This window comes from Caulobacter rhizosphaerae, assembly GCF_010977555.1.
Taxonomy (GTDB): Bacteria; Pseudomonadota; Alphaproteobacteria; order Caulobacterales; family Caulobacteraceae; genus Caulobacter; species Caulobacter rhizosphaerae.
On sequence record NZ_CP048815.1, the window covers coordinates 1930275 to 1954092 of the forward strand.

The following is a 23818-nucleotide window of genomic DNA, read 5'->3' on the forward strand; positions in this document are numbered from 1 at the left end:
CTGCGTGGTCAGGCGCCGCTGAGGCGCATCCGCCGGGCGTCGAGTCGCTCGTCATCGGCCATACTCGCGGTCGTCACACGCCGCCAGGCGCTTCGCGAACGGGCTCCAGATGAGGTTCGCCAGCGTCGCCAGGGCGAGGATCAAGGCCAGGCCGCAGGCGAGCGCCAGGCCATAGAGGGGGCCGCCAAGGGCGTCGCTCACCATGCCCATGGCCAGCGGCGCGACCACGGCGCCGACGCAGGTGAAGAACAGAATGACGCCGGCCGCCGCGCCGTGTTCGGCCTTGGGAAAGCCGCTGATGCCCTTGGAGTTCAGCGTCGGATAGACCACGGACATGAACAGGCCCGACAGCGGCAGCAGGACGGCCGCCGCGGCTTGTCCGCCGGTCAGGGCGCCGGCGAAGCAGATCAGGATCGCCGCGGCGCAGATCGCCAGCACCAGGGCCCATGGCAGGCGGACCAGCATCCAGGCCCCGAGGAACCGGCCGCCGGCGCGCAGGACGAAGAAGACGGGCAGGGCGAAGGCGACGAGCGATGCGCCGGGGCCGCGATAGCCGGTCAGGAGGGTCGGCATCCACACATAGATCGCGGTCTCGACGCCGACATAGAGCATCGCCGCCGCGCTGAAGATCAGGGCGTGCGGGTCGCTGGCCACGCGCCAGGTCTTGTCCAGGCCGACCGGCTCGCGTTCGCTGCGCGGCGCGGGATAACGGATCAGCAGCGCGGCCGCCATCAGGCCCACGCAAAGGATTCCGGCGATCACATAGAGCCACTTCCACGACGTTCCGGCCGCCAGCAGCGCCGCGACGATCGCCGGCCCGATGATGGCGCCGACGCCGAAAAAGCCCTCGACGGTGTTCATGGTCGCGGTGTGGTCGCGGGTCGACCGGGAGATGTCGCCGATCAGGGCCAGGGCGCCGGTCTTGAACACGCCGATGGCCATGCCCGACACGAACAGAAGGGCGACGAAGACGGCGAACCGCTCGGCGACGGCGAAGACCAGGGCCGAGGCCGCGAATCCGGCGAGGCCCACGATGATCGTCGCCTTCCTGCCGATGCGATCGGCCAGGAACCCCAGGCAAAGCCCGGACAGGGCGATGCCGCCCATCGTGGCGTAATGGAAGGCGCCGGCGGCGGTCAGGTCGAGTCCGAAGGTCTTGATGATCTGCGGGATGATCACCCCCACCGCGTCGGTGGTCATGGCGAACATCATGAACATCAGGAAGGTCATCAGCTTGATCAGCCCGACGTTCGACGCCCGCTCTTCCAATGCCGTCCGGATCATGTTGGCCTCCCCGTTCCGGGCTCTGCGTCCCGATCATGCTTGTTCCGACGCCTTAGGCGCGGCGATCGTCACGGCGCCATCGCGGCCAGGTCCAGAGGAACGACGTCCGGGACGCAACCGGCGAGGTCATGTCGTCACCAGCCAGACCAGTTCATGGGGACCCAGATCGATGGATCCCCCCTGACGATCTCGTCCGGTGAGCACGTCGCGCGTCGTCGCCGAATAGGCCAGGGGCAAGCGCGTCGACAGCGGGGCCTCCGCCAGATTGGCCAGGCACAGCAGGCTCTGCGCGCCTTCGGCCCGCTCGAAGGCGAGGATGGCCGGCGATTCCAGGGCGACCGGCAGGGCCGGACCGGCGACGCCGTGGGCGGCCAGCGTCCTGGCCTGGACGCCGAGGCGGCGGAGGCAGCCGAAGAGCTCGGCTTCCAGCGTTCCGTCGTGGGTCCGGCGTTCCGCCGCCGTCCAGTCCATCGCCGGGCGATGCAGCCAGCGTCCGTCGCCAGCCCTCAGCGGGTCGGCCTCGTAGTCTTCGTCGTTCGGCAAGCCGATCTCGTCGCCCATATAGATCAGCGGCCAACCGTCCAGGGCATGGACGATCCCGTAGAGCAGCGCCAAGCGATGCGCGCCGGGCGACCTGGGGCCCTGGCCGGGCTGAAGGCCGGCGAGCGCGGCGGCCATGCCGTTGGTCGAGGGCACGCCGCCCGGCGCGGTCTGGAAGGCGCGTCCATGCGAGAACCCTCCGCCCTCGCCGTAGAAAGCCGACCAGCGGGCCAGATCCTCGGACGGGGCGTAGGCCGCCAGGGCGTTCCAGATCACGTCGTCGTGGCACCGGACATAGTTCAGCCAGGCCGCGCGGCGAGGCTTGCCGGCCGAGGCCGCCAGGCAGCGGTTGAAGACGCCGGCGTTGGCGTCGGCCAGGGAGCCCCACAGCGCGGTCATCACCGCATTGTTGTAAGCCAGGTCGCAGCCGCGCCCGTCACGGCCGAAGAACGGAACGACGTCGTCCAGACTCTCGATCGCCTCGGCGACCAGCACCACCGAGGGCGCGACGATGGCCAGGGCTTCGTGCCAGGCCTCGACGATCGCATAGGCCTGGGGGCGATTGCGACTGGTGGTTCCCGCCGCCTTCCAGAGATAAGGCGCGCTGTCGAGCCGGAAGCCCTGCACGCCCTTGGACGCCAGGAACACCAGCACCTCCAGCATCTCGGAAAAGACCTGCGGATTGGCGTAGTTGAGGTCCCATTGGAACGGATAGAAGGTCGTCCAGACATGGCCGCCCATGTCCGGGTCGAAGGTGAAGCTGCCAGGCGCGGTGTCGGGAAAGACATCGATCAGGCGCCGCTCGCGTTCGGCCGCCTCCTCGGCGCTCAGGGTGATGTAGTAGTCTTGGAAGGCCTTATCCCCGGCGCGGGCGGCCTTGGCCCAGGCGTGTTCGCGGGCGGTATGGTTGCAGACCACGTCCACGATCAGGCCCATATTCCGGGCCCGCAGGTCGCAGGCCAGGGCCTCCAGGTCGTCCATGTCGCCCAGGCGCGGATCGACCTGGCGATAGTCGGCCACGGCGAAGCCGCCGTCGCTGTCTCCGTCCCGCGGCCGCAGCAGCGGCAATGGATGCAGCCAGCGCACCCCCAGGTCATCCAGATAGTCGAGACGCTTGCGAACGCCCGGCAGGTCGCCGGCGAAGCGGTCGACATAGAAGGTGTAGGCGGTCTGGCCCGCCGCGCTCAGCCAGTCCCGGGAACCCTCCCGGCGCGAGTCGAGGTCGCGTAGCGCCGCAGGACGCGCGATCGCCGCCGCCCATACCCGATCCTTCAGCGCCCCGATGAAGCCAGCCCAGCGCGGGTCGCCGCCATAGACCTCGGCCAATCGCGCCTCCAGCCTGGGCCAATGGGCCAGGAACCGACGCTCGACATCCTTCTCGTGCGGATGCGCCGCCGGCAGGCCGGAAGGGCTCGTGGGCGTCATTGAAAGTCTCGATCAGTCAAAAGATCCCCGAGCGCTGGCGCGCTCGGGGCAGCGGGGAGGCGATGCCTGGCGCGGGCCATAGTGCTGGATATCGAAACAACAAAGGATTGCAAGATTAAATGCAATCGTTCGCATTTTGTGCAAAGCTTCCGTGCGACGCGATTTTTGACGATAGCGAAAGATCGGTCGCCCGCGGCGCGTCAACCCGACGCCCGCTCGGTGCCTAGGCGGAATCGCGACCGACCAGCACCGGGGTCATCTGGACCGAAGCGGCGTCCTCGCCCCCGATGCGGGCGAATAGCGCCTCGACCATGGCCTTGGCGCCGGTGGCGATATCCTGCCGGACGGTGGTGAGGCGCGGCACCGTCTGGGCGGCCAGCGGGATGTCGTCATAGCCGATGACGCGGATCTGGCCGGGGACGGCCACGCCGCGATCGGCCAGCACGCGCAGGGTCGTCATGGCGATAACGTCGGAGGCGGCGAAGATCCCGTCGATCGCGTCGCCAACCTTGGCGATGTGGGCGGAGATCTCCTGTTCCATGACGTCGGACGCCAGGTGAACATCGAACTGCAGCGGAGCGGCCAGCCCGGCCGACTGCAGAGCGGCGCACAGGCCGGCGTGACGCTGGCTGATTTCGGGGGTGCGGACCTCGCCGAGAAAGGCGACGCGGCGCGCTCCGCCGGCCACCAGGCGGTCGCCCGCCATGCGTCCGCCAGCGAAGTTGTCGGTGCCCACCGAGCAGTGCGCCTGTTCTGGCCAGTGGCTTCCCCAGGCCACCAGCGGCCGGTAGTGGGCGGCCGCGCGTTCGATGGCCTCGAACTGGTCCGACTGTCCGATCAGCATCACGCCGTCGAGCATGCCCGAACCGATCACGGCCTCCAGCCAGTCAGGCGTGTTGGGGATGACGCGCGACAACATGATGTCGTAGCCGTTCTCGGTCAGGGCGTCGGCCAGGTGGCCGAGCATCGCCATGAAGAACGGGTCCGACAGGTGCTGGCGCTTCTCGTGGCCCAGCGGCACCACGACGCCGACCACGCCCGTACGCTGCGTCCGCAGACGTTTGGCCATCTGGTTGGGGCGAAAGCCATGTTCCTGGGCCAGCGCCTGGATGCGAGCCTTGGTGTCGGTCTTGACCAAAGGACTGTCGGCCAGGGCGCGCGAGACGGTCGCGGTGTTCACCCCCGCGAGCTTGGCCAAGTCAGCAAGAGTGCGGATGCGAGCTGGCTTTTCCAGAGACCGTCCCTCTATTCCTGTCGACGTCGATACCCGCGAGCGTTCGCGATCGGGCCCGTTGCTGCCCTCCGTCAAACGCCAAAGGGCAGTGGAGCTGTACGGCAATCCCATTCAACCGCCTAGTCCGCGGCGTTTCCCGCCGGGGCGACGCCGCCGCAACTCGTGTTGCCTTTTGTACAAACGATTGCAATATGAATCTCAAAAAGGAGTTCGGGGATGGATCGAGTCAGGCGTTTGGTCATCCTGGGCGGCGGCACGGCCGGCTGGATGGCGGCTGCCGCGCTAGCCAAGACCTTCGGGCCCCAGCTGAAGATCGATCTTCTCGAATCCGAAGCGATCGGCACGGTGGGGGTCGGCGAGGCGACGATCCCGACGATCCAATGGTTCAACGAGCTGATCGGTCTCGACGAAGCCGAGTTCGTCCGCGCCACCAAGGCCACCTACAAGCTGGGCATCGAATTCGTCGACTGGGCCCGGCCGGGCCACCGCTATTTCCATCCGTTCGGGCGCTACGGCGTCGATCTGGGGCCGGTTCCGTTTCATCAGCGATGGCTGAAGGCCTGCGCCGAGGGATTGGACCGTCCGTTGTCGGCCTTCTCGTTGGCGACCCAACTGGCGGCCGCCAACCGGTTCGCCAAGCCGACCAATGAAGCGCGATCGATCCTCTCGACCCTGGGCTACGCCTATCAGTTCGACGCGATGCTCTACGCGAAATACCTGCGCGGTCTGGCCGAAGCTGGAGGCGTGACCCGGCGCGAAGGCAAGCTCGAGACGGTGGAGCGCGCCCCGGACACGGGCTTTGTCACGGCGCTCACCACCGATCGCGGTGAGCGGCTGGAGGGCGACCTCTTCCTTGACTGTTCAGGCTTTCGCGCGCTGCTGATCGACGGGGTGATGGAGGCCGGCTTCGAGGACTGGTCCCACTGGCTGCCGTGTGACCGGGCCGTCGCCGTGCCCTGCGCCCGCGTGGCCGAAACCACGCCCTATACGCGCGCGACCTTGCGCCCGGCCGGATGGCAATGGCGCATCCCGCTGCAGCACCGCACCGGCAACGGCTACGTCTATTCCAGCGCCTTCCTCTCCGACGACGAGGCGGCGGCGACGCTGCTGGGCGGCCTGGACGGCGCGGCGCTCGACGCGCCGCGGTTCCTGCGGTTCAAGGCCGGGTTCCGGCGCGAGACCTGGCGCAAGAACGTCGTGGCCATCGGCCTGTCGTCCGGCTTCCTCGAGCCGCTGGAGTCGACCAGCATCCACCTGATCCAGAGCGGCATCGCCAAGCTGATCACCCTGTTCCCCGATCGCGACTGCGACCCAGGCCTGGCGCGGCAGTTCAACACGCTGTTCGGACGCGACATGGATGGGATCAAGGACTTCCTGATCCTGCACTACCACGCCACCGAAGGACACGAGACGCCGCTGTGGCGGCATACCCGACACATGGCCTTGCCCGACAGCCTGGTCGACAAGGAAGAGCAGTATCGGCGAGCCGGACGCCTGATGCTGACGTCCGACGAGCTGTTCCGCGAGGCCAGCTGGCTGGCGGTGCTGGAAGGCCAGGGCGTGCGCGCCCAGGGCTACAGCCCCCTGGCGGACACCCTGGACCCGACCCTCAATCGTCAGCAGCTGGAACAGATCGAGGCGGTCATCGCGCGGGCGACGCCGACCCTGCCCAGACACGACGACGCCGTCGCCGCGCTGATCGGGGCCCTGGCGACGGCGGTGTAGCCAGGCCGCCGACGATCCAGGAGCTCCGTCGCCCTATCGCGCGCAACTGCGTCGTTCGGGCGGGTTGATGACGATCGTCTTCGCGGCCGTCCGCGCCTTTGGCGGCTGCACCGCCAGGTAGACCGTGCTCCACAGCTGGGCGGCGTTGGACTCGTCGACATCGGCCTTGCCGGCGCCGAACGGCACGACCTGGTATTGGCCGTCGCGGAAGGCCCAGGACCAGAGTTCGGAGCTCTGGACCGCCCGGGTCGCCCGGATCGCGCGCCAGAGCTCGGCTTGCGACGCGACGAGCTTGGCGCGGACCGGCGCGGGTAGGTCGCATCGCGCCAACTGTCGCTCCAGGCCAGCGGCCAGCAGCGCCTGCTGCCAGGACCAGACCACCGCGCCGTGATAGGCCGCTGGCGTGAAGCGCCTCTGCGCCTCCGGGGCGGCGAACGCGGCATTGGCCACCACCAGCCCGACATCGGTCATCAGCCCAGCCGGGAACGGGCGCATGATCGCCGTGACATAGGTGTCGAGGTCGGCCGCCGAGGGGTGGCCGAACAGCAGGTCGAAGCCTTCGTCCGAATTGACGATCGGCACGGGCTTGCCCGCCGCGTCGAGCGACAGGGCATGGAACACCAGCGGCTGTCGGCCCAGGGACCGCAAGGCGGGCGCGGCGGGAACGCCCAGCCCTTCCGCATAGGAACGGACCGCCGAGGCGGCGTCGGCGGCCGGCAGTTGGACCCGAAACAGCGGCGGGGCCTTGGCCCGCCAGACCTGGCCCATGCGGGCGGCGTCGGAGAACAGGGCGCGGTCCTCGGCCGACAGGTAGGGGTCCAGCAGGCCGGCGCGGTACAGGCGGTCGGCCGCCTCGATCGCCGCGGGGACCAGCGTGGCGTTGACGTCATAGGCATAGACGCCGCCGCCGAGGCCTTCGTTGCTGTCGCGCCATTCGCCGGTCATCCGGCCGGGCTTGATCGCGATCAGGGTCTTGCTGGAGGGCGCGGCCGCGAACGGGCGGCTCTGCGTCAGCACAAAGCGCAGATTGCGCACCAGCATCGCGCCGGTGGAGGTCCGGGTCCCGGGCTGGCTTTCGCTCGCCAGGGGCTGGGCCAGCCAGCTTCGCGCCCGCGCCTGACCGGGTCCCTGCAGATAGTCGGCCGCGACGACGCCCAGCATGTAGTCGTCGTCGACCATGCCGTAGTCGAGTTCCGCCGCGTCGCCGTCGCGCCCGGCCTTGCGGTTCTGGAGGACGGCGAACTCGCCGATGCCCTCCTCGTGGGCGACCTCGCCGCCGGGCGACAGCCGCGCCATGACCGAATTGAGGCCCGCCTCGACCGCCGCCGGTCGCAGGGCGGGCATCAGCAGCCGCACCGACATCAGAGTGTCGCGGCCGAAATAGGTGTTGAAGCGCCAGGACCCGGCGAGGAATTTCTCGCGGTAGCTCAGGAAGGCCAGGGCGTCGCGCGCCGCCGGGTCAGCGGCGGCGTTGGGGTTCAGCAGCTGCGCGACCGGCATCGGCGTCAGGGGGGCGTCGCCGCTCAGCGCCGTGATCTCCAGCGCGATCCGCCCGTCGGGCCCCGCGATGATCGCGCCCCGATCGATCCGGCCGGCGACGACGCGGACGGTCAGCTCATAGCCCGGCGCGCCGTCCAGGCGCGGGCGACGGTAGCTGATAGTGTCGCCATCGATCCTGGGCGCGACCGCGATCTCGGCGGGGAAGCTGCCGACGGCCTGATAGTCCCGCAGGTAGCGAACATTGGAGAGGACCGCCTGTTTCGGCGCCAGCCTGGACGCATCGATGCTGGCGCGCACCATCACGCCGTTGAGCCCGCTGCGCCGGACCGGCTGGAGCGGCTGGTCGAGGCGCCATGCAGCGGGGCGCGCGACGGGTTCGAACCACAGGCCCACGCCGCTGTTGCCGGCCGGGAAAGCCACGAGAATGCGCGGGTCGGCGCCGTTGCGCAGCAGCAGGTGCGCCGCGACGCTGTCTTCCCGGATGAAGGCGTTGAGGTTCTGGCCCTCGGTCAGTCGGTAGGCCAGGTCCGGCGCGGCCAGGGCTTGGTCGCAGAGCGTCAGCGAGCACAGGACGCTGGCGGCGGCCCATCGAAAATCCTTGAACATCCAGCCTCTCCAACGACGCGAAAAGCGGCGGACGCTCGGGTGCGTCCGCCGCCTTGCTCTTAGTCTAGCCTTCTAGAAGCGCAGCGTGAGCGAGCCGCCATAGGTTCTTCCGACGATGCCGCGGGCGTAGAAATAGCCCGAAGACGCGTTCTGTGTCTGGCCCTGGCGGGGATTGCCCTCGGTCAGGCCGACGACGTCGAAGATGTTGTCGACGTTCAAATTGACCTGGAGATTGTCCTTCAGGTTCAGGGCGACCCCGGCGCTGGTCACGCCATAGGAGGGCAGGGCGACGCCGTTGCCGGAGTCCGCATAGATCTTGCCGACGTACTTGTAGCGGGCATAGACCTCGCCCCGGCCATTGGGCAGCTTGATGCTCGGCGTGATGGTGAACAGTCGGGCCGGCGTCCGTTCGGGACGGTTGCCGTCATAGGTCGGCTGCGGAACGCCGGCGAGGCTGAGGTTGTTGAGGGTGGGATCCTGGATCACGCCTGAAACATTGACCGAGAACCAGTCGACGGGCCGGACCATGGCGTCCAGCTCGACGCCCTTGGTCTTGAGGTCGGCCAGGAAGCTGGTCTGTTTCGTGGGATCGGACGGGTCGATGAAGTTGTAGAACTGGTTGTCGAAATTGGTCCGAAACACCGTGGCTGAGGCGCTGAGGACGCGGCCGTACTCGAAGCGCAGGCCCGCCTCATAGAGTTCGATCTTGGTGATCGGATCGGTGTTGTTGGTCTGGAAGCCGTTGGCGTAACGGCCATAGAGCGAGAAGTGCGGCGTGAGCAGATAGCTGGCGCCGATCGTCCAGGCGACCTTGTCCTGGGTCCGGCGCGTCTCGGTGAACGTGCCGTCGAAGGTTGATCCCACGGTGCGCACGACGCCTGCCACGCCGGGCTGGACCGGCTGATTGACCGCCGCGGCGTTGCCTTCCAGGTACCGGGCCTTGTCGCTTTCCCAGCGCACGCCGCCGTCGATGTGGATCTTGTCGCCGATCGCCAGTTCGTCGTTGGCGTAGAGCGACAGCGACTTGTCGGTGCGCCGGCGCATGCCCTGGCCCCAGTTGCCATAGGACACCAGCCCATTGTCGCTGAGCGTGCCGATAACCTGGTTATTGGCGTCCAGCGAGACGATGTCATAGATGTCGCTGTTGGTCCGGACATCGTTGACAACTGACGCGACCGCCGACTGGTTCTGCCTGCGACTGACGTCATAGTACTGGACGCCGGTGGTCAGGGAGTTGGTGAACGACCCGCTCGTGTACTCCCAGCGCGTGCCGATATTGGCCCCGAAGTCGTGGCCCGACTGATAGTCGTGGTTCAGCGTCGTCTGCTGAAGGAAGCCGTTGCCGTTCAAGGCGTTCAGCGTCGCGGTGTCGTTTGCTCCGGTGACCACGCCCGTACGCAGGTTCTTGATGCCGAAGCGCGCCGTGGCCGGATAGGCGGCGGTCCCCGCGGTCAGCAGGTCGTTGATCGGCGAACTGGCGCCCGGCGTCAGATAGGTCACCGCGCTGGCCAGGCCGGCGTTGCCGGTGCCCGAGCCGGGAAACAGGCCGTTGAAGTCGTCCTTCAGGTCCAGATAGCGCGCGCGGGCGAAGATCTCGACGCTGTCGCTGATCGGCCGCTCGAAATCGACGCGAAGTTGCTTGGTCTTGACCCGCACGCCCTCGCTGAGCCGGAAATCACGGAAGCCGTCGGCTTCGACGAAGGTGGAGACCGGCACGGCGATGCGGTTGAAGGCGTCCCCGCCGATATTGCCGAACTGGGTGTCCAGCCCGGGGATGCTGCTGGGCTTGCCGTTGCTGTAGGCGTAGGGCTGGTCGGCGTAATAGGCCGCCTTGATGTCGCCGATCTTGCCGGTGACCCGCAGGAAACCGCCCTCGTCGAAGCGGTATTCCAGCATCCCCTTCAGGCGATAGCCTTCATAGTCGAAGGTGTTGTCGCGCACGCCGGGGCTGCTCTGGACATAGCCGCCGATATTGAACGCCAGGTTCTTGGCGATCGGGGCGGAGTAGTAGAAGTCGCCGCGCTTGAGGCCGTAATTGTAGCCCGTGGCCCGCAGAATGCCTTCGGGCTTGTCGAAATTGGGTTTGCGCGAGAGGAAGTTGATCGTCGCGCCGGCCCCGTTGACGGTCAGGATGCCCGAGGTGCCGCCCTTGACCGCTTCCATCCGATCGATCGTCACGTCTTCGGAGAAGAAGAAGTCGGCCCCGCCGCCTTGATAGATGACCGGCAGGCCGTCTTCCTGCAGCTGGATGAAGCGTTGGCCGCCGCCCTGCAGGCCGCGCACCGAGTAGTTGTTGGACAACTCGCCGGCCGTGCCCTCGACGAAGATGCCGGGCACCAGCTCCAGCAGGTCGGCGGTCGAACGCGGGGCCTTGCGTTCCAGATCGGCGCTGGTCGCCAGGGTGATGTCCGCCGAAGCGGTGATCAGCGGACGATTGCGCGAGGTCATGCCCGTGACGACGATTTCGCTGACGGCCTGCGGGTCGCTCTGGTCGGCGGGTGGTGACGCGGTCTGAGCCCAGGCGGGAGCGGCAAGGCAGCTGCAACCGGCAAGCAGCAGGGCGCGAAGAGCGTGGCGTTCGTGCATGGATCCTCCCCAAGGAAATCGGGTCCCCGCTTGAGATTGCGGGTGTGCCCATAGGCGATGTAGAACGATTGCAATTTCATTGCAATCGTTTGTTTTCCAGCTTCACATTACTCATGTCGTCTCCAATCACAGGTAATCGCCGGCAGCTATCAAAGGTTGCGCGGATGAAATCGCCATGCCGCGAGACGCCGCCAAATGGGCGCGATCCTGCGGATGTCTCGCTGCGGAACATGGCCCGATCGGGCCTCTTCAAGGCGTCCAAATGCTCTGAAGCAGTGGCCGGCTCATCGGCCCCAGCCCGCCGTGCGCCCGCCTCAGTTCACTCGCCGCGCCGCGCCGGGCAGGTGCAGCGAGAACTCCGGGATCGCGGCGTCGAACACCTCGCCGGCCTCGGTCATCATCTGGAAGTGGCCGACCATCGCGCCGGACGGTGTCGGCAGCGGGCAACTGCTGACATAGCGGAACGCCTCGCGCGGCCGCAGTTCCGGCTGTTCGCCGACCACGCCGGAGCCCTCGACCTCGGTCGACCGGTTCAGGCCGTCGGTGATCGTCCATGATCGCGCGACCAACTGCACGGTCTCAACGCCGTGGTTCTCGATCTCGACCGTATAGGCCCACATCCACAGGCCTTCGTCGGGCGCGGAGTCCTCGGGCTGATAGACCGGCGAGACGCGCACGACGATGTCGCGGGTGCGCGCTTCGTAGATGCCCGCATCGGCGCCGCGACGGCGACGGATCCGCTTCAAGGGCGGGGAGGATTCACGCCTGATCGAGCGCACGGATCACGTCTCGGGTCAGGTCGGCCAGGCTTTCCAGGCCGACCGACAGGCGCACCCCGCCCTCGACCACGCCCAGCGACGGACGCATGTCCTCGGGCACCGAGCGGTGGGTCGTGGTCGGCGGATGGGTGGCCATCGACTTGGCGTCGCCCAGGTTGTTGGAGATGTCGACGATCTCCAGGGCGTTCAGGAACTTGAAGGCCGCCTCGCGCGAGCCCAGGTCCAGGGCCAGCACCGTGCCGCCGCCGCTCATCTGCGACTTGGCGACGTTGTGGCCCGGGTGGTCGGCGCGGAAGGGGTAGAGCACCTGCTTGACCGCCTTGTGCTCGGCCACCACGTCGGCCAGGGCCGCGGCGGTGTCGTTCTGGCGGCGCACGCGCAGGTCCAGGGTCTCCAGGCCCTTGACCAGCACCCAGGCGTTGAACGGCGACAGCGACGGGCCGGTGTGGCGCAGCGGGTCGCGGTAGAATTCCTCGTTGATCGCCTCGCTGGTCAGGATCGCCCCGCCCAGCACCCGGCCCTGGCCGTCGATGTGCTTGGTGGCCGAATAGACCACGATGTCGGCGCCCAGCTTCAGCGGCTGCTGGAAGATCGGGGTGGCGAACACGTTGTCGACGATGACCTTGGCGCCGACCGCGTGGGCCAGTTCCGAGACCGCGCGGATGTCGGTGATCTCCAGCACCGGATTGGACGGGGTCTCGATCAGCACCGCCTTGGTGTTCGGGCGGATCGCCGCCTCCCAGGCCTTGGGATCGGTGGCGTCGACGAACGTGGTCTCGACGCCGAAGCGGGGCAGCCACTCGGCGATCAGCCAGCGGCACGAGCCGAACAGGGCGCGGCCGGCCACCACGTGGTCGCCAGCCCGGACCAGGCCCATCAGGGCGGCGTGGATCGAGGCCATGCCGGTGGCCTGGGCGCGGCACACTTCCGCGCCCTCGAGCAGGGCCAGGCGGTCCTCGAACATCTTGACGGTCGGATTGTTGAACCGCGAATAGACGAAGCCGGGGTCCTCGCCCGAGAACCGGCGGTCGGCGCCCTCGGCGCTGTCGTAGGTGAAGCCCTGGGTCAGGTAGAGAGCCTCGGCCGTCTCCATGTATTGCGAACGCGCCAGACCGCCACGGATCAGCTTGGTGGCGATATCCCAGTCCTTCGGGTCCTCGGCCATGGCGGTGTCTTCCTCGTCTACGCTGAAACGGCCGGCATAAGGGGTTTCGGCGGGCCCAGGGTCAAGGCGGACAAGTTCGATTTCAACATTAGAATTGTCACACGCGAACAAGCGGCGGGCGGATGGACCGCGAGCCTTGCCTTCAAGGCGCGGTTTAGCGAGTGTCGCCCCGATGACCGACGCCCACGCCGCGGGGATTCTGCCCTGCCAATCCATCGAGGACCTGATCGCGCAAGAGGCGATCACCTCTCAGACTCCGTTCGACACCGACCAGGTGCAGCCGGCCAGCCTGGACCTGCGCCTGGGCGCGCGGTGCTGGCGGGTGCGCGCCTCGTTCCTGCCGGGCGTCGCCCGCCGGGTGCCCGAGCGCCTGAAGGACGTGGCCATGCACGAGCTGGACCTGACTAAGGGCGCGGTGCTGGAAAAGGGCTGCGTCTATATCGCCGAGATCCAGGAGCGCCTGAGCTTGCCCGGCAACGTGGCGGCGCGCGGCAACCCCAAGAGCTCGACCGGCCGGGTCGACGTCTTTGTCCGTCTGCTCAGCGATCACAGCAAGGCCTTCGACGACATCGAATCCGGCTATGAGGGGCCGCTCTATATCGAGATCGCGCCGCAGACCTTCTCCGTGCTGGTGCGGACCGGCACGCGGCTGAACCAGCTGCGCCTTAAGCGCGGCGAGCCGGTCAAGCTGGCGATCAAGAACGTCGGGGTCGACCTGACGCCGGGCGAGGGCGGCATCGTCGGCTTCCGCGGCCGTCGCCATGCCGGGGTGGTCGACCTGGACCGCGAGGACGGCCACGATCCGCGCGACTTCTGGGAGCCCCTGGAGACCCGCCACGGCGAGCTGCTGCTGGACCCGGGCGAGTTCTACATCCTGGCCTCGAAGGACGATGTGGAGATCCCGGTGCTGGAAGCCGCCGAGATGACCCCGATCGATCCGTCGGTCGGCGAGTTCCGGGTGCACTACGCCGGCTTCTTCGATCCCGGCTTCGGCACCGAGGAGGCCGGGGCCGTCGGTTCCAAGGGCGTGCTGGAGGTGCGCAGCCACGAGACGCCGTTCCTGCTGGAGGACGGCCAGATCGTCGCCCGCCTGGTCTACGAGCCGCTGACCGCGCGACCCGAGCGCCTGTACGGCGAGGGCGGGTCGCACTACCAGCGCCAGGGGCTGAAGCTGTCCAAGCACTTCAAGGCGTGGCGTTAGGCCGCAACGCGCGACGCTTCCCCGGTTAACCGGCGGCTTCGTAACCTGGGCGCCTGTTGAGTCCAGGCGTCGGGGGACGTGGTGTCGGTGTTTCGTTTGCGCAAAGGGCTGGTCGCCGCCTGCACGATGGTCTGCGCCTTGTTCGGCGGCGCGGCCCACGCCGCCCCGGCCATGTGGGAAGTCCGCGACCACGACACGACGATCTATCTGTTCGGCGCGATGCATGTCCTGCAGCCGAACGTGAAGTGGCGCACCCGCGCCTTCGACCGCGCCTATGCCCGGGCCGGCAAGGTCTGGTTCGAGACCCGCGCCGACGCCGACCCGGCCGAGGTCCAGGCCCTGGTCGATCGCTACGGCGTGGATCCCGAGCGCTCGCTGACCGAGAAGCTGCCGCCGCGCACGGTGGCGACCCTGAAGGCGGCGCTGGAGCGGGACGGCGGGTCGCTGGACCGGGTCGATCGCCTGCGGCCGTGGGCGGCGGCGATGATGCTGTCGGTCCTGCCGATGACCCAGCAGGGCGCCTCCGTCGCGGCCGGCGCCGACGCCACGGTCACCCGCCAGGCCCGGGCCGCCGAAAAGCCGATCGCCACGTTCGAGACGGTGGAGCAGCAGATCCGGCTGTTCGCCAGCCTGCCCGAGGCGGTCGAGGTGCAGTACCTGGACGACGTGGCCTCCGAGACCCTGTCGCCGCCGCACAACGGCGTGGCCTTGCAGTCGGCCTGGCTGTGCGGCGACATGGACAGGCTGGGGCCGCTGGTCGTCGACGTGATGAAGCGCGACCGCCCAGCGCTGTATGAGGCCCTGCTCAAGCGTCGCAACCAGGCCTGGGCCCAGGCCCTGGTCGCCGAGATGGACAGGCCCGGCGTCGAACTGGTGGCGGTCGGCGCCCTGCACATGGCCGGCGAGGATGGCCTGCCCGCCCTGATGGCGGCGCGCGGGTTCCAGGTGCGACGGGTGCAGTAGACTCCCCTTCCTTCTCCCCTTGCGGGAGAAGGTGACCACCGAAGGCGGTCGGATGGAGGCGATAAATCTGTCAGCATGGAGCTTGTCCGCGGCGTCACCGCCGTGCGACCCCTCATCCGTCAGCTTCGCTGACACCTTCTCCCGCAAGGGGAGAAGGCGTGGAGGCGCTGATGACGACCATCGATCCAAGCTGGCTGGCCGCCTTCCTGCGGGAGGAAGGCCTTCCCGAGGGCTTCGCCGCTGAAGTCGAAGTCCTGCATGCGCCCCTCGCCGCCCGCATCGCGGCGGTGGCGATGGGGCCGGCCTTCGTGGTCGGGATCTGCGGGCCGCAGGGCTCGGGCAAGACGACGACCGTGAGGGTCGTGGCCGCCCTGCTGGAAGCACAAGGCCTGACGGTGGCGACCCTGTCGCTGGACGACCTCTACCTGCCGCGCGCCGACCGCGGGGCCCTGGCCCGTGACGTCCATCCGCTGCTGCGCACGCGCGGGGTTCCGGGGACCCACGACGTCGCCCTGGGCCTGGCCGTGCTGGACGGCTTGGCCGGCGAGGGTGAAACCGCGCTGCCGCGTTTCGACAAGGCCGCCGACGATCGGGCGCCGGTCGAGGCCTGGCGGGTGGTCGCGGGGCCGGTCGACATCGTGCTGTTCGAAGGCTGGTGCGTCGGCGCGCGCCCGGAACCGGCCGAGGCCCTGGCCGCGCCGGTCAACGCCCTGGAGCGCGAGCGGGACCCGGACGGCGCCTGGCGGGTCCATGTCAACGCCGCCCTGGCCGGGCCCTATCGCGCCCTTTTCGCCCGCTTGGACCTGCTGGTGCTGTTCACCGCGCCGGACTTCGAGACGGTGCTGACCTGGCGGCTGGAGCAGGAGGCCAAGCTGAGGGAGCGGCTGGCGGCGACGGCGCAGGGCGGCGCCATGACCGATGACGAGGTCGCCGTCTTCGTCCAGCACTACGAGCGCCTGACCCGCCACATCGCCCGCGAGACGCCGGCCCGGGCCGACGTCGTGGTGGCGCTGGACAAAGACCGCCGTTCGTCCATCCTATGATCGGCCATTCGGTCGCGCGGCACGGCGTCGCACCAGATGTGGTGTGCCGCCATTTCCGCTTCCACCAATGCTAGTTTGCCTTTGTCGGCGAAACGACTCACCGAGTCGCTGGCGGTGGAGCTTCCAAAGGCCATGAACGCACTCTTCGGCGGGACCTATTCGACCCATGCCCGGCGGGTGGCGATCTGGAACCGCGCCGCCCCGATCCCGGGTTGCGACAAGGCGATCTGGCGCTGCGACGACCAGGGGCGGATCATCCGCTGGGCCGACTATGAGGACCCTTTCTCGCGCTACGGCTGGCTGATCCTGCGCGGGCGCGGCGAGACCCGCCTGGCCCAGACCCTGGGCCTCGCGACCGCCAGGCCCGTCCACGTCAGCCACGCCGAGCGATTTGACGACGCCTCCCAGCGCAAGGCCGCCTGAACCGGCGTTCTGTCGACTATCCTTGATCTTTTGACAAGCATGCTTGACACGATCACGGCAATGTAAGACAAGCGTCCTTGTCAAAAAGACAGGGAGCCAAGACATGACGTCTGAACGCGGCGAGTTTCGCGCCCTCAAGAAGTTACTGCTGTTCGCAGGTTTTATCGGCGGCATTCTGCTCTCGGTGCGTATCGGCGCCCTGGGCGGCGTATGGTCGTTCGTCGGCGGGCTGGGCACGGTAGCGGCGTCTCTGGTCTTCGCTTACGCTTCCTACCGCCTGTTCGCGCGTGAGCCCCTGCGCCCGCCGATCCGGCGCTACCTGCTGCGGTTCGGCGTCTCGATGTCGGCCTATGTGGTGCTGCTGATCGGGGCGACGATGCTGCATCGCCATGGCCTGACAGCCGGGCCGCTGGGCTATCTGATCGCCCTGGCCCCGGCCCTGGCCATCCTGGGCACGATCGCCAGCATGGGGTTTTACCTGGCCGAGGAGACCGACGAGTTCCACCGCGAGGTGCTGATCCAGAGCCTGCTGTGGGGCATCGCCGTCACCCTGGGCGCGGCCAGCGTCTGGGGCTTCCTGGAGACCTTCGGCAAGGCGCCTCACGCGCCGGCCTGGGCGGTGGTTCCGATCTTCGCCGTCGCCATGGGCCTGTCTCAGCCGCTCATCGCCCGGCGGTACTGCTGATGAAGAACCGGCTCAAGGTCCTGCGGGCCGAACGCGACTGGAGCCAGGCAGACTTGGCCGAACGCCTGGAGGTCTCGCGCCAGACCATCAACGCCCTGGAGACGGGCAAGTACGACCCCAGCCTGCCCTTGGCCTTCAAGATCGCCCGGCTGTTCGGCCTGCCGATCGAGACGATTTTCCAGGACGAGACCTGACCTGACGCGGCCGCCCCGCCGCCAGATGAGCCACTCGATCTACCCGCCCATCCCTCCCTCGGCGCGACGCCGAAGCCTTTCGCGCGTCCGTCATCCAAGGAATACGATCATGACCTACCGCCGACCTTCCTTCCCGTTGATCGTCCTCCTGCTGGCGATCCTGGCCGCCGTGGGCGTGTTCGGCGGGGCGCACGCCGCGCCCCTGGCCGTCCCCTCGGCCGCCGCGCCCCGCTTCACCATCGCGGTGACGGGGCAGGGGCCCGACGTGATCCTGATCCCCGGCCTCGCCTCCTCGGCCGCCGTCTGGGACGACACCGTCAAGCAGTTGCAGGGGCGGTACCGCCTGCACGTGGTCCAGGTGGCCGGTTTCGCCGGCGCGCCGGCCGGGGCCAACGCCGAGGGGCCGGTGATCCAGCCGACCGTCGACGCCCTGGACGGCTACATCAAGTCGGCCAGGCTGAAGTCGCCCGCCGTGATCGGCCACTCCATGGGCGGGTTGATGGGCCTGATGCTGGCCCGCCAGCACCCCGAGGACGTCGGCCGCCTGATGGTCGTCGACAGCCTGCCGTTCTACGCCATGGTGTTCTCGCCCGCCGCCACCGTGGAGACGACCAAGCCCCAGGCCGCCGCCATGCGCGACCGCACGGCCTCCGCCACGCCCGAGGCCTGGACCGCCATGGAGACGGCGATGATGGCGCGCCTGGTCAAGTCGCCCGAGGGCCTGAAGTCGGCCACCGCCGCCACGATCGCCTCGGACCGCTCGGTGGTGGCTCGCGCGCTTTATGACGACCTGACCACCGACCTGCGCGGCGAGCTGGCTTCGATCAAGACCCCGACGACGATGCTCTATCCGTGGGACCCGGCCATCGCGCCCCAGGCGGCGTTCGACCAGCTCTACACCGGCGCTTACGCCCCGATGACCCAGGCCAAGGTCAAGCGGATCGACGGCTCGTACCACTTCATCATGCTGGACCAGCCGGCCGCCTTCGCCTTCGAGGTCGAGAGCTTCCTGAAATAGAGACGGCTTGCCGGTGGAGCTCAGGACCGGAACAGTGGCGGGATGATGATTCTGCCCGGATCTGTCCGCCGCTTCGCTCTCGCCCTCGTCGCGCCCGTCCTCGTCGCCGCGCTGGCGATGGGGGCGAGCCCCGTCCTGGCCGAGCCCGCCCTGTGGGCGATCAAGGACAAGGACTCCACGATCTACCTGTTCGGCACGGTCCATGTGCTGAAGCCGAGCACCCCGTGGCGCTCGCCGAAGATCGCCAAGGCCTTCCAGGACGCCGACGACGTGGTCATGGAGATCGAGCAGCCCGAGGATCCGGCGACCACGCGCGCGTTGATGATGAAATACGGCGTCGACCGAGCCGCGCCCCTGTCCACCAAGCTCAAACCCGAGAGCTACGCCAAGCTGCAGGCGGCCGCCCAGGGCATGGGCTTTCCGCCCCAGGCCCTGGAGCCCATGCGGCCCTGGCTGGCGGCGCTGACCGTGTCGCTGACCCCGCTGCTGAAGGCCGGCTACGATCCCGAGAGCGGCGTCGAGAAGCTGCTGACGGCCCAGGCCAAGGCGGCGGGCAAGCCGATCGCGGCCTTCGAGACCATGGAGCAGCAGGTCCGCTTCTTCGCCGACATGACCCCGGCCCAGGAGGCCCAGCTGCTGGAATCGACCCTGGACGAGATCGACGACGGCCCGGCCAAGATCGACGCCCTGGTGGCGGCCTGGGCGGCCGGCGACCAGGGCGAGCTGAAACGCCAGATGGTCGACGAGATGCAGACCGAATATCCCGACGTCTACAAGCTGCTGCTGGTCGACCGGAACCAGGACTGGGCCAACCAGCTGAAGACCAGGCTGGCGGGCTCGGGTGTCAGCTTCGTGGCGGTCGGGGCGGGCCACCTGACCGGACCCGACAGTCTGCAGGCGCAGCTGGCCAGGCTGGGGATCAAGACCGAGCGGGTGGAGTAGGGCCACCGCTAGCCCGCGCCAGGAGTTCGCGGAGGTCGAACCCTGCGGGGCGAGCGCCTAGAGCTTCGCCTCGCGCAGATAGATCGACCGCCTCGGCGTCGACATGACCCGGTGCAGCATCGGCTCGAAGGCTTCCAGCGGCATCGAGGCATAGGCCGGATCGAAGGCCTCCTGGTCGTAGATGTGGCAGAACTGGGCGGTGTATTCGAAGCTGGGATGGCCCCGGAACTGGTCGCGCATTTCGCGGTCCAGGCCCAGGTGGTGGAAGAAGTAGTAGCCCTGGAAAATGGCGTGGTGGGCCACCATCCAGTGGTTCTGCTCGGAGATGAAGGGCTGCAGGATCGCTGCGGCGATATCGGCGTGATTGCGCGGACCCAGGATGTCGCCGATGTCGTGCAAAAGGGCGCAGACCACGTATTCCTCGTCGCGGCCGTCCTGGAAGGCGCGGGTGGCGGTCTGCAGGCTGTGGTCCAGCCGATCGATGGCGAAGCCGCCGCAGTCGCCCTGCAGCAGTTTCAGGTGCGAGACCAGGCGCTTGGGCAGGTCGCGGCCGAACGCGACCGAGGCGTCGGCGATGATCGCCCAGTCTTCCTGCGTGCCGTCGACCATGGCGTGGAACTTGGCGCGGTCATGGGCGCGTTCATGGGCGCGTTCATGCTCCTGCGGATGCTGGTGGCCGTCGGCCATGGCGCTCTCCTCCCGAACGACTGTTTGACCGATCGTGCGCCGTGCCACGAGCGTCGTCAACGCGGGGCCTAAAGAAGCCATTGAGAAGACGGCGCGAACCGGCTAGACGGGCTCAGCGCTTGGACGGCGCGGCTTGCCCATTCGTCCAATGCGGGCGTAGCTCAGAGGTAGAGCGTCTGCTTCCCAAGCAGAATGTCGTGGGTTCGATTCCCATCGCCCGCTCCAGATCCCTCAATGAAGCCGATGATGTTCGCCGCACCGTTTGGACGCGGCGGGGCGTGCTTGCGCCGACCCGGCGAAACTTGATACTTGGCCCTGAAGCGACGGGGCGGACTTGAGGGTCCGCCCCGTCGTCGCTATTTCGCGCTCTTGCTTTTCCCAGACAGACGAGACCACGCCCGTGGCGAAACCGGCCAAAGCCATCATCCTCAGCGCCGGCCAGGGCAAGCGCCTGTCGCCCCTGACCGACACCCGCCCCAAGTGCCTGGTCGAGCTTTCCGGTCGCACAGTGCTGCACTGGCAGCTCAAGCACCTGGCCCAGGCCGGGATCACCGAGGCGGTGGTGGTGACCGGCTTCGCCGCCGACACGGTCGAAAAGGAGATCGCGGCGCTCGACATCCCGGGCCTGACGGTCCGCACCCTGTTCAACCCCTTCTATGCCCTGACTGACAACCTGGCGACCTGCTGGCTGGCGCGGGGCGAGATGCGCGGCGACTTCCTGCTGCTGAACGGCGACACCCTGTTCGAGACCGGCATCGCCGAGCGCCTGATCGCCGCCCCGCCGGCCCCGATCACCGTCACCATCGACCGCAAGGCCGCCGGCTACGACGCCGACGACATGAAGGTGCTGACCGAAGGCCTGTCCCTGCGCGCCATCGGCAAGACCATCGACCAGTACGACGCCGAGTCGATCGGCTTCCTGCGCTTCGATCCCGAGGGCGCGGCCCTGTTCACCCGCATCGTCGAGCAGGCCCTGCGCGCGCCCGAGGGCCTCAAGCGCTGGTATCTTAGCGTCATCAACCAGATCGCCCAGGACCATGACGTGGTTCGCGTCCAGTCGATCGAGGGCCTGGACTGGGCCGAGATGGACTTCCCCGAGGACCTGCCGAAGAACCGCGAACTGGCGGCGGCCTGGATCGCGGCGGGCGAGTAGGATTCCGGATCCTTCTCCGTTTGGGGGAAGGCAAGGCGCCGCCGTTCGTAGCTGCCGACAATCTAACCACCTGGACGCCGTGAACCCTGTCACGGCGCTGTCATGCAACATGCCTATAGGCCGCAGGCTCGCGAAGAAGTAAGCGGGTCCTTACAAGCGACGGCGGACTCAACGACCGGCGCTTTTTCGATTCTCTCATGTCGGTTCGATTTTCCAGGAAGTGGTGGGGTTCAATGTCTCGTTTCAACGCACTTAAATGCGCGCTCCTGCTGGGCGCGGGTCTCTCGGCCCTGTCGTTCGCCAACGCGGCGCTGGCCCAGGAGGCGTCCTCGACCGCCCTGGACGAGATCGTGGTCACGGCCGAGCGCCGGTCGGAAAACCTGCAGAAGGTGCCGGTCTCGGTGGCCGTGGTCGGTGGCGACCAGCTGCGCGCCATCCAGGGCGGCGGCGACGACATCATCTCGCTGTCGGGCAAGGTGCCCAGCTTCTACGCCGAGACCACCACGGGCCGGATCTTCCCGCGCTTCTACATCCGCGGCCTGGGCAACATCGACTTCTACCTCGGCGCCTCGCAGCCGGTGTCGATCATCCAGGACGACGTCGTGCTCGAGCACGTGGTGCTGAAGTCGAACCCGGTGTTCGACGTCAAGCAGGTGGAAGTGCTGCGCGGCCCGCAAGGCTCGCTGTTCGGCCGTAACACCACCGCCGGCATCGTCAAGTTCGACACCAACAAGCCGACCCAGACCCTGGAAGGCCGCGCCAGCGCCTCGTACGGCACCTATGGCACGACCACCTTCGACGGCGGCATCGGCGGTCCGATCGTGGCCGACAAACTGGCCTTCCGCGTCTCGGCGCTCTACCAGCACCGCGACGACTATGTCGACAACACCTTCGCCGGCGCCAGCGCCGACGGCACCGTCACCCCGAAGAAGAACGCCATGGGCGGCTTCGACGAGAAGGACGTGCGGATCCAACTGCTGGCCACCCCGACCGAACAGCTGACGGTCCTGGCCTCGGCCCACGCCCGCAACTACGAGGGCACCTCGACCCTGTTCCTGCGCGGCGCGCTGAAAAAGGGCTCCAACAGCTCGACCGCCCCGCGCGACAGCGTCGCCTTCGACGAGGCCAACAACAACCCGCAGGCCTACGACACTCAAGGCACGTCGCTGAACATCGCCTACGACTTCGGGCCGGTGACCCTGACCTCGATCAGCGCCTACGAGACCACCAGCGGCTACAGCCGCGGCGACACCGACGGCGGCGCGGCGGCCAACTTCCCGGTGGCCGGCGCGCCCAACGGCTTTGGCCAGTCGATGGGCCAGGTCCGCGACCTCGACCAGCTGACCCAGGAAATCCGCCTGGCCAGCAACGGCGACGACCGCCTGAAGTGGCAGGTCGGGGCGCTGTACTTCGACTCGCGCGACACCACCGACTTCTTCCAGCGCGCCTATTTCCTCACCACCGCCGCCCGCAACCCCAACAACTGGGTCGAGCTGAACAACCTCAACACCTCGTGGGCGGTGTTCGGCCAGGTCAGCTACAAGCTGACGGACGCCCTGACGGTCACCGGCGGCCTGCGCGACACCTACGACGCCAAGAAGACCGTCCTGGCCAAGACCGCCAACACCGCCGCCAACGTCTCCACCTATGCCGGCCGCCGCTACGTGCGCCTGTCGGACGAGCAGGTCAGCTGGGATCTGTCGGCCAACTACGAGGTCAATCCCGACCTGAACCTCTACGCCCGCGTGGCCAAGGGCTTCCGCGGCCCGACCATCCAGGGCCGCTCGGCGGTGTTCAACAGCGACTTCACGACCGCCAATTCCGAGACGATCCTGTCGTGGGAAGCCGGCTTCAAGAGCACGCTGCTGGACAACACCCTGCGCCTGAACGCCTCGGCCTTCACCTATGAGGTCAAGGACATCCAGCTGAACGGCAACGATTCCAACGGCAACGGCGTCCTGTTCAACGCCGACAAGGCCAAGGCCTACGGCCTGGAAGCCGACGCCGAATGGCGCCCGATCGCCAACCTGACCCTGACCGCCGGCGTCAGCCTGCTGCATAGCGAAATCAAGGACAAGCGCGTCTACGCCCAGGTCTGCGCCCTCAACAGCGTGGTGGTCTGCACGGTCAAGAACCCGACGATCGCGATCGTCGGTCCGTTCGGCACCAGCACCTTCGCCCAGATCGACGGCCAGCCGCTGCCCAACGCGCCGAAGTACAACCTCAGCTTCACGGGCCGCTATGACGTGCCGGTCGGCGCCGACGGCAAGCTGTTCGTCGCCACCGACTGGAACGTCCAGGGCTATACGAACTTCGTGCTCTACAAGACCGACGAGTTCTACTCGAAGGGCAATTTCGAAGGCGGGCTGAAGCTCGGCTACGAAGGCGGAAACGGCGCGTATGAAGTGGCCCTGTTCGGCCGCAACATCACCAACGAGAAGAACCTCAAGGGCGTCATCGAGAACTACATGGCGGCCGTCTACAACGAGCCGCGCATCGTGGGCGTCTCGGTCAGCGCCAAGCTGAAGTAGTCTTCGCCGACATCGTCGGACCTCTTGAAACCCCGTCGCCGGCTCCGGCGGCGGGGTTTTTCGCGCCTGCTCCTCAAGGGATTCCTTGAGTTGCAGAAAACGAAAGTTTCTATCGCCGATTGCGGTAACGGCCG

General features: G+C 67.9%; 19 protein-coding genes and 1 tRNA gene. 12 read left to right on the plus strand and 8 right to left on the minus strand.

The window, feature by feature from the left end:
• Positions 1-51 precede the first annotated feature (51 nt).
• The 3 genes from G3M57_RS09265 to G3M57_RS09275 all read right to left on the minus strand — a co-directional run bounded on the left by G3M57_RS09265 (position 52) and on the right by G3M57_RS09275 (position 4447).
• A complete protein-coding gene (locus G3M57_RS09265) occupies positions 52-1284 on the minus strand; it encodes an MFS transporter (RefSeq protein WP_056752589.1) in 1233 nt (410 codons plus the stop codon).
• Between the two features lie 126 nt (positions 1285-1410).
• Positions 1411-3249, minus strand: a complete 1839-nt coding sequence (locus G3M57_RS09270; RefSeq protein ID WP_163230119.1) for an alpha-amylase family glycosyl hydrolase — start codon at positions 3247-3249, stop codon at positions 1411-1413.
• Positions 3250-3472: 223 nt separating this feature from the next.
• A complete protein-coding gene (locus tag G3M57_RS09275; protein ID WP_230983940.1) occupies positions 3473-4447 on the minus strand; it encodes a LacI family DNA-binding transcriptional regulator in 975 nt (324 codons plus the stop codon).
• A gap of 252 nt (positions 4448-4699) precedes the next feature.
• Between G3M57_RS09275 and G3M57_RS09280 the strand changes: the two genes are divergently transcribed.
• On the plus strand, positions 4700-6208 hold the full coding sequence (locus G3M57_RS09280) for a tryptophan halogenase family protein (RefSeq protein WP_056752594.1): 1509 nt from the start codon (positions 4700-4702) through the stop codon (positions 6206-6208).
• 33 nt (positions 6209-6241) lie between these two features.
• Here the strand turns inward: G3M57_RS09280 and G3M57_RS09285 are convergent, their stop codons facing one another.
• The 4 genes from G3M57_RS09285 to metZ all read right to left on the minus strand — a co-directional run bounded on the left by G3M57_RS09285 (position 6242) and on the right by metZ (position 12844).
• On the minus strand, positions 6242-8314 hold the full coding sequence (locus G3M57_RS09285; RefSeq protein WP_163230123.1) for a hypothetical protein: 2073 nt from the start codon (positions 8312-8314) through the stop codon (positions 6242-6244).
• A 72-nt stretch (positions 8315-8386) separates the two neighbouring features.
• Complete coding sequence (locus G3M57_RS09290; protein WP_230983939.1) at positions 8387-10900, minus strand: TonB-dependent siderophore receptor; 2514 nt, start codon at positions 10898-10900, stop codon at positions 8387-8389.
• A gap of 314 nt (positions 10901-11214) precedes the next feature.
• Positions 11215-11679 carry a Co2+/Mg2+ efflux protein ApaG gene (gene apaG / locus G3M57_RS09295; protein ID WP_056752600.1) on the minus strand — a complete coding sequence of 155 codons (465 nt, stop codon included), beginning with the start codon at positions 11677-11679 and terminating at the stop codon, positions 11215-11217.
• Entirely contained in the window at positions 11660-12844 is a 1185-nt protein-coding gene (gene metZ / locus G3M57_RS09300) for an O-succinylhomoserine sulfhydrylase (RefSeq protein WP_056752601.1), read from the minus strand. Before metZ ends, apaG begins: the two co-directional genes overlap by 20 nt.
• 172 nt (positions 12845-13016) lie before the next feature.
• Here metZ and G3M57_RS09305 point away from each other — a divergent pair, with 172 nt between their 5' ends.
• The 8 genes from G3M57_RS09305 to G3M57_RS09340 all read left to right on the plus strand — a co-directional run bounded on the left by G3M57_RS09305 (position 13017) and on the right by G3M57_RS09340 (position 19313).
• Positions 13017-14045, plus strand: coding sequence for a 2'-deoxycytidine 5'-triphosphate deaminase (locus G3M57_RS09305; RefSeq protein ID WP_056752604.1), 1029 nt, complete (start codon positions 13017-13019; stop codon positions 14043-14045).
• A gap of 81 nt (positions 14046-14126) precedes the next feature.
• On the plus strand, positions 14127-15008 hold the full coding sequence (locus G3M57_RS09310) for a TraB/GumN family protein (RefSeq protein ID WP_230983938.1): 882 nt from the start codon (positions 14127-14129) through the stop codon (positions 15006-15008).
• Positions 15009-15178: 170 nt separating this feature from the next.
• Entirely contained in the window at positions 15179-16051 is an 873-nt protein-coding gene (locus G3M57_RS09315) for a kinase (RefSeq protein ID WP_163230125.1), read from the plus strand.
• 132 nt (positions 16052-16183) lie between these two features.
• Positions 16184-16474 (plus strand): hypothetical protein, encoded by a 291-nt coding sequence (locus G3M57_RS09320; RefSeq protein ID WP_056752610.1) that lies wholly within the window; start codon positions 16184-16186, stop codon positions 16472-16474.
• A 103-nt stretch (positions 16475-16577) separates the two neighbouring features.
• On the plus strand, positions 16578-17159 hold the full coding sequence (locus G3M57_RS09325) for a hypothetical protein (protein WP_056752614.1): 582 nt from the start codon (positions 16578-16580) through the stop codon (positions 17157-17159).
• On the plus strand, positions 17159-17353 hold the full coding sequence (locus G3M57_RS09330; RefSeq protein ID WP_056752615.1) for a helix-turn-helix transcriptional regulator: 195 nt from the start codon (positions 17159-17161) through the stop codon (positions 17351-17353). Before G3M57_RS09325 ends, G3M57_RS09330 begins: the two co-directional genes overlap by 1 nt.
• A 109-nt stretch (positions 17354-17462) precedes the next feature.
• A complete protein-coding gene (locus G3M57_RS09335; protein WP_056752618.1) occupies positions 17463-18371 on the plus strand; it encodes an alpha/beta fold hydrolase in 909 nt (302 codons plus the stop codon).
• Between the two features lie 42 nt (positions 18372-18413).
• A complete protein-coding gene (locus G3M57_RS09340) occupies positions 18414-19313 on the plus strand; it encodes a TraB/GumN family protein (protein ID WP_056752621.1) in 900 nt (299 codons plus the stop codon).
• 57 nt (positions 19314-19370) lie between these two features.
• Here G3M57_RS09340 and G3M57_RS09345 read toward each other — a convergent pair whose 3' ends face one another.
• A complete protein-coding gene (locus tag G3M57_RS09345) occupies positions 19371-20000 on the minus strand; it encodes an HD domain-containing protein (protein WP_056752623.1) in 630 nt (209 codons plus the stop codon).
• A gap of 150 nt (positions 20001-20150) precedes the next feature.
• Between G3M57_RS09345 and G3M57_RS09350 the strand changes: the two genes are divergently transcribed.
• From G3M57_RS09350 to G3M57_RS09360, 3 genes are all read left to right on the plus strand, one after another.
• Positions 20151-20225, plus strand: a tRNA-Gly gene (locus G3M57_RS09350).
• A gap of 175 nt (positions 20226-20400) precedes the next feature.
• Positions 20401-21153: a phosphocholine cytidylyltransferase family protein gene (locus G3M57_RS09355; RefSeq protein ID WP_056752625.1), complete on the plus strand. Its 753-nt coding sequence runs from the start codon at positions 20401-20403 to the stop codon at positions 21151-21153.
• A gap of 233 nt (positions 21154-21386) precedes the next feature.
• Positions 21387-23684, plus strand: a complete 2298-nt coding sequence (locus tag G3M57_RS09360; RefSeq protein ID WP_056752628.1) for a TonB-dependent receptor — start codon at positions 21387-21389, stop codon at positions 23682-23684.
• Positions 23685-23818: the final 134 nt, after the last annotated feature.